Source organism: Variovorax sp. OV700, from assembly GCF_900099805.1.
Taxonomy (GTDB): Bacteria; Pseudomonadota; Gammaproteobacteria; order Burkholderiales; family Burkholderiaceae_C; genus Variovorax.
This window is the reverse complement of record NZ_FNDR01000023.1, coordinates 26,149-32,640: the sequence shown is the minus strand read 5'-3', so window position 1 is coordinate 32,640 and position 6,492 is coordinate 26,149. Positions and strand designations below refer to the sequence as shown.

Sequence of the window (6,492 nt, the reverse complement as noted above, 5' to 3'; positions counted from 1 at the left end):
CCTTCCAGGCTGACTTTGAAAAGAGGACGGTAAGGGTCCAATCCTTGCGGAACCGTCCACTGGTCACGCTCGAGCCCCTCGGCCCGCAGCGCCCGCCGGCCGCTGAAGGTCTCGGCCACCCTCATGGCGTGGACGGATGTCAGCGGCGCCATGCCCGCACCGGTGCGGGCATCGAGCGATTGCCACCGCGGGGCGTTCTTGTTGCCGGCATCGACCAGGAGCCGCCAGGCCGGCATCTCTTCCCCGGCCATCGCGAGACGTGCTTCGGTGAACGCCACGCCAGCTCGTCTTGCCGCTTCTTCCGCCGTCAGGCAGCAATCGGCGGCCGGCGCCAGGGGCTGCATTCCGGCCTGGCGCTCTGACTGCGTGAGGTTGGGGAACGGCACGTAGTACAGCACGATGCCGCTGAGAAACCACATCAGGAACAGCAGCGCCAGCGAGATGCCGAGCCACTTGTGGATGAAGATCAGGGCCGGCTTCATGCCTTTGCCATCGACTTGTTTCGCACGCTCATCAGAATGTTTCGCACGCTCATCAGAAAGCCGACCGGTAGCTGACTTCGAAACTGCGCGGTGCGCCGATCATGACCTGGTTGTTCGAATTCGCGCCGCTCCAATAGGCGTAGAGCTTGTCCGTCAGGTTGCGCACGCGAAACGTGAGGTCGCCCTTTGGCAGCGCCCATGTCGCATAGGCGCTGGCCGTTGTGTACCCGTTCATGCGCACCGTGTTGGCGTTGTTGGCGTAGGAGTGGCCGGTCCGGTTGACGCCCGCGCCCACGCGCACCGGCCATCCGGGAACCTTGTAGTCGGCCCAGAGATTGGCAACGGTCTTCGGCACGTTCGGCGGTGTGTTGCCGGCGCGCGAAACGTGGCCGGCCTCGATCAATTGGTCGAACTGCGCATCGACGCGCGCCAGGTTGCCGCTCAGCGTCAGGTCGCGCGTCGCCTTCCAGGCCGCGGCGAGTTCAAGGCCGCGGGCGGACTGCTTGCCGCTGTTGACGGTGAGCGTCGGGTTGCTGAAATCGCGCGAAAGCACGTTATCGAGTTCGATCTTGTAAGCCACCACCGTGTAGTCGAGCCGCCCGCCGAAAGCCGACTGCTTGATGCCAACCTCGAACTGCTTGCCCGTCGAGAGGCTGAAGGCACTGTTTGCGGCCGAGAGCAACAAGAGGTTGCCCGTGCCGATCGGCGCGCTCGCGCTGGTGTACTGCGCATAGACCGATGTGTCGGGGTCGATGGCGAACACCACGCCCAGCCGCGCCGACGTCGGCCTGTACTTCTGGGTGAACGATGTCAGGGTGCGGGTGTTCAGGTCCACGCTCTGGCGCTCCAGCTTCACGTCGTCCTGGCGCAAACCGCCCACGACGGTCCAGCGGTGGCTGATGGACAAGGCGTCTTCCAGGAACAGCGCGCTGGTGGGGATTCGTGCGCCGAAGATCGTGCGGTTGCCGGCGCCGACGTAGAGCGCCGGATTGGCGGCAAGGGCGCCGTAGCTTCCATGAAAAGTGGCGCCCTCACCCACCGTGAGGGCGTTGTCGGCCGCGGCCGATCCATTCGAAAAATCGCGGTTGGAGGAAAAATCGGTCTTCATGTACTCGAGGCCCGCCACGAACCGGTTCTTCATTCCGGCGATGGCCGAGGTGTTCATGAGATCGAGCCGATTCGTCAGGATCTGGTGGTCGTGCGTGATCCCGATCAGGTCCCGCACGATCCGCCCGGGCGCGGCAAAGGCAAAGGACTCCGCATTGCGCCACGCCCTGTCCGCCGTGTAGTAGGACAGTTCGTTGCGCAGCTTCCATTCCGGCGCGATCTGCCAGGTCAGTTTGGCACGCGTCCAGAGGCTGCGCGCGCTCATCTGGGCATCGTCGACGTTGTAGTTGCGAAAGGCGATGCTGCGATCGACCACCCGCCCTGCCGAGTCGCCAACGATGCCGGTCGGCTGCAGCGCAAAGGCGCGCGGCACCAGCGGCGTCCCCTGGTAAGACAGCGCGCTGTCTTTGGAATAGTCCATCGCCAGATCGAGCGTCAGGTCACGCGTCAGGGCCGTGGTGAACCCCATGGTGAGGTTGTCGTACCGCTGCTTGTTGCGGTCGATGTACCCGCTGGTCTCCTGGCGGCTGTAGTCCAGCCGCAAAGCACTCGATTCGCCGATGTTGACGCCCAGGCCGACGCCGGCACGCACCGTGCCGAAACTGCCGTAGGACAGCATGGCCTCCGCACCCGGGTTGTTTCGGTCGGGCCGCTTGGTCACGAAATTGACGGCCGCGCCGATGGCACCTTCGCCGTAGAGCACCGAAGCGGGGCCCTTCAGGACTTCGATGCGCTCGTAGTTCCAGGTGTCCTGCGGCCGGCTCACCATCGAGGCCACTGCCACCCGATCGCCATCGAACAGGTAGGTGATGAAGCCGCCCGTGAAGCCGCGTGTCGATGCCACGGAGGGGGAACCAGGCGCGCCACCCGCGGTCATCCCCACACTGCCGCGCAATGCCTCCTCGAAAGTTCGCGCGCCGCGCCGCTCCATCATTTCCTGCGTGATCACCTCCACAGAAGCAGGCGTTTCGCGGGCGGTCAGACCTAGCCGGCTGCCAACCGCGGGCGTTGCCTGCAGAGATGGAGACTGATCCTGCTGCGTGGCTGTCACCTCAACGGCTTGCAGGCTCACTTGCGCCAGCGTCGAGGTGCTCACCACCAGAACGACGACGCCCGGGAATGCGATTTGTTTGACCATGAGAGAACCGGAGAAGAAGACAATGGAAGCGCTGGGTTGCCAAGCTCAGGGCAGAGAGGCACTCGTGGTCACCGGACCGCGGCCGCGCCGTGGGCTGGCATCTGCGGTTCACCGACGTACGCTGCGGGGCGACAAGGTCCGCGAAGGAAGGCGTGTTGGGGGCGAGTCTTCCCAAAGGCCCGGCATGACGGCCGCTCGCGCACTGCGTGCGCGCCTGGCACTCCACGCCCAGATGCCCAGCATGACAACAACCAGCGCAGCGCCGGCGACTGAAAACGCCATGTGGTCGAGTTCGACTTCCGGCAACAACGCCTTGGCCACGTTGTAGACAGCTACGCCGAATGAGATGGCAACGATGAGCCAGCCCAGCGTCCGGCGCACACGGCGCCCTGCCTCGGGATTTTCGATGCCTCGGCCGATTCGGCAGATGATGCGGCCGTCCAGCGTATCGGTGACCATCATCCCTGCCGTGAAGGTCATCCCTGCGAGCAAGGCAGCCCATGCACCGCCGTTCTTGTTGCTGGCGACGTAGCCCCAGGCTGCCGCCTGTGTGGCGGTGTCGAAGACGGTGGCGAACAGCACGCCGATCACCACCACCGACCAGGCACTCGACTGCTTTCGCAGGCGTGCAGGGATCAGGCTCATTCTCCAACCAGTCGGCGCGTAAGCCTCGTCCCTGCGCAGCAGCAGGCGCAGATTGAGGCAACCAACCGCGATCAGCAGCAAGGTTGGAATCCATCCGAATACGGTCACTACGAAGCCCGGGGGATCGAAGTGAAGCTCCAGCTTGCTGACGATCACCGCGATCAGCGTGACCAGCAGGCCGTGACCGAGAGCGAACAAGCTCCCGATCCAACCTGCATGGGCATGCGAATGATTGAGTGCCCGCCAGGTCAGTCCGTCGATACAGGCAATGTGGTCCGGGTCCAAACCGTGCCGCAGCCCCAGAGCGAACATCAGGACCAAGCCCGAAAAGGACAGCCACTCGGCGCTCATTCGTGGCTCCGCAACGGCCGATCGGCCAAGACCCAGGCCAGTTCGCCTTCAGTCACCACCTGCTGCCGCTCCAGAACCTGCAGCAGCGCCCCAAAGAACCGCTCGTAGTAGTCCCAGGGCGGCTGCGCAGCGCAGTCGAGCCGTTCCCAGTCGCCGATCGATTCAATCAAGTGCTGGCGGAAGTCCTCCCAGTCGAAGTGCCCCTGCTTGGCCACCGCCAGCGTCAACCCGAAGAGTTGCCGTTGCCAGGCCTCTGCAAAAAACAGCTTGCCGTGGCTACGCGGCGGCGAGTCGGCATGGCCCAGCATTTGAGAAGCTGCATATTCCTCGAAGCGAGTGAACATGACACTCCGCCTCAGGCCGCTATAGGTGGCAGTACCAGCGCGACGCCCATCATCGCCTCCGGCGTGACCAGCGCAGCCAGTTGCTCTTCGCTGAAGCCGTCGGTGTCGGCCGGCCGCTCGGGCACGACGAACCAGCGGATTTGCGCGCTGCTGTCCCACACTTTCACTTCAGTGTGTTCGCTTATCGGCACGCCGAACTCGCGCAGGACAGCGCGTGGCTCGCGCACGCCTCGGGCGCGGAACACCGGATCCTTGTACCAGTACGGCGGCAGCCCGAGCACCGGCCACGGATAGCAGGAACAGAGCGTGCAGATGATCAGGTTGTGCACACCCGGACCATTGGCCACTGCGGCCATGTGCTCACCCTCGGCGCCCTCCATGCCCAATGGCAGCTGAAGTTCGGCAATGGCCTGAGGCGTATCGTCGAGCAGGCGCTCCTTGTAGGCCGGATCGACCCAAGCCCGCGCAACGATGCGCGCACCGTTGAACGGTCCCGCGATCTTCTCGAAATGATCGAGCACCGCATCGACCGAGTCGCTGCCGATCACGCCCTTCTCGATCAGCAGGGCCTCCAGTGCGCGCACCTTCGCCGCGCTCGCTGCTTCGCGCTCGTCGTTGTACTTGAACAGGTCGCTGCTCATGGCGTTTTCTCTTCTTCCTCGGGTGTTCGGGGTTGCAGGTAGACCTCGAAGAGGTCGGCGTAGATGGTCGTGTTCGGCTCGCAGAGCTCGGGGCCCCAGATGTCGCTCGCGTCGAACGCGACGCGGTACACCGGCATTGGTCCTTCCAGCCCGTCAGGTCCGGTGGAACAGAAATACTCGAAGGCACCCGGGTACACCTCGCGGACAGTGCCCTTCTTGTTGCGCAGGTAGCCGGGTAGCCGCGTGTGATCGGCCGCAGCGGGGTCGGCCACCTGCACCGTCTGGGCGAGCATGAACCGAGGCGCATGCGGCAGCGGCCGCAGGCCGGAGTCGCCTTGCAGCAGATAGTCGACGATCTGATGTTTGATCGGCTCGCTGGGCCGATCGGGCAGCGGCGCGTCGGGCTGGACGCGATAGTGCGCGGTCCACCAGGCCAGCTCTTGGGCGGTGATGTAGCCCTCGTCGACGAAGAACTGGCTGATGCCCATCAGCCATTTCTCGTAGTAGCGAAACTTGAAGTACTCGAAGGGCTGCATGCTCTCCGCGCCCGTGCGCAGCGAGGCCCAAGTCCAGGTGTGCTGGAACGTGGTGGGCAAGCTGGCCATCGGATACTTCGGCAACGCTTCCGCAAGGTGGGCACTCTCGGCCATCATCACCGTGTGGATACCGAAGATGCGCTTCTCCCATTCCTGCACGAAGACTCGGGTTTCCAGACTCACAGGCCCGAGGTTCTCAAGGCCACCCAGCGCATGCTGGAGTTTCATGGGTGCTCCATTTCAGATTCGGCGGCACGCTCCACCGCCCGATCAGGTTGAACCGCGAGACATCCGAGAAAGCCCTCGCGCAAGGCGTCGCCCGCCAGCTCCCGTCCGATGAAGACCAGCTTGCTGCGACGCGGCTCGTCGGGACCCCATCGCCGCCCAGGCCGCGCATCCAGCAGCATGTGCACGCTATGACAGTGGAACTGGCGCACCTCGCCGTTGAAGTGAAGCACGCCCTTCGTGCGCATCAGTCGTGCGCCTTCGCGCTGGATCAGTTGGTTCATCCAGCGGCTGAACCGCTCCGGGTCGATGGCACCGTCAGTTTCAATGCAGCACGAGCCGATCGAGGTGTCGTGCTCGTGGTCATGCGCTTCGCCGTCCAGCAGATCGGGCTCGATTGACAGCACGTGCGGCAAGGAGAAGCGCTTCATGCCCAGCAGCTCGGCGGCCGACACCTGTGCCCGCTCAGTGCGGACCAGGTGCGCGGCCGGATTCAGCCGGCGCAGCTCTCCCTCGAGTTGCTCCAGCTCCGATGCGCTGGGGATCTCGACCTTGTTGAGCACGATCACGTCGGCAAAGGCGATCTGCTCGCGCACGATGTCGTCGCCAATATGGAGCAGGATGTGGTGGGCATCGGCGACGGTGACCACCGACTCGAGCTCCACGCGCTGCAGCAGGTCGGCATCGGCGAGAAAGCTCTGCAGCACCGGTGCGGGATCGGCCAGGCCGGAGGTCTCGATGATCAGCCGCTCGATCGGACGTTCGGCGCGTTGCAGGAGCTCGTTCACCGCCGCCGTCAGGTCCTTTCGCACCGTGCAGCAAACGCAGCCATTGGTGATCTCGATCAGCGGCTGGTCATCGGCAACGATCAGTTGGCCGTCGATGCCGACCTCGCCGAATTCGTTGACGATGATGCCGATGTAGGTGCCGCTGCACTGCGCCAGCAGATGGTTCACGAGCGTGGTCTTGCCGGCCCCGAGAAAGCCGGTGACGATCGTGACGGGTATCTTGGCTAGAGCCATG

6 protein-coding genes and 1 pseudogene are annotated in these 6,492 nt (G+C 64.4%); all 7 read right to left on the bottom strand.

Translation table 11 applies throughout. The features are described 5' to 3' along the window. Positions 1-482, bottom strand: a pseudogene (locus BLR24_RS29925) (hypothetical protein); the annotation flags it as partial. Positions 483-534: 52 nt separating this feature from the next. Then, positions 535-2,727 carry a TonB-dependent receptor gene (locus tag BLR24_RS29920; protein ID WP_093024274.1) on the bottom strand — a complete coding sequence of 731 codons (2,193 nt, stop codon included), beginning with the start codon at positions 2,725-2,727 and terminating at the stop codon, positions 535-537. Between the two features lie 108 nt (positions 2,728-2,835). Further along, positions 2,836-3,723, bottom strand: a complete 888-nt coding sequence (locus BLR24_RS29915) for a HoxN/HupN/NixA family nickel/cobalt transporter (RefSeq protein WP_093024272.1) — start codon at positions 3,721-3,723, stop codon at positions 2,836-2,838. Continuing rightward, complete coding sequence (locus BLR24_RS29910; RefSeq protein ID WP_093024270.1) at positions 3,720-4,067, bottom strand: nitrile hydratase accessory protein; 348 nt, start codon at positions 4,065-4,067, stop codon at positions 3,720-3,722. The genes BLR24_RS29915 and BLR24_RS29910 overlap by 4 nt, the downstream gene beginning before the upstream one ends. A gap of 11 nt (positions 4,068-4,078) precedes the next feature. Next, a complete protein-coding gene (nthA, locus tag BLR24_RS29905; RefSeq protein ID WP_093024268.1) occupies positions 4,079-4,708 on the bottom strand; it encodes a nitrile hydratase subunit alpha in 630 nt (209 codons plus the stop codon). After that, entirely contained in the window at positions 4,705-5,472 is a 768-nt protein-coding gene (gene nthB / locus BLR24_RS29900) for a nitrile hydratase subunit beta (protein ID WP_093024266.1), read from the bottom strand. The genes nthA and nthB overlap by 4 nt, the downstream gene beginning before the upstream one ends. Beyond that, positions 5,469-6,491 (bottom strand): CobW family GTP-binding protein, encoded by a 1,023-nt coding sequence (locus tag BLR24_RS29895; protein WP_093024264.1) that lies wholly within the window; start codon positions 6,489-6,491, stop codon positions 5,469-5,471. The genes nthB and BLR24_RS29895 overlap by 4 nt, the downstream gene beginning before the upstream one ends. Position 6,492 lies beyond the last annotated feature (1 nt).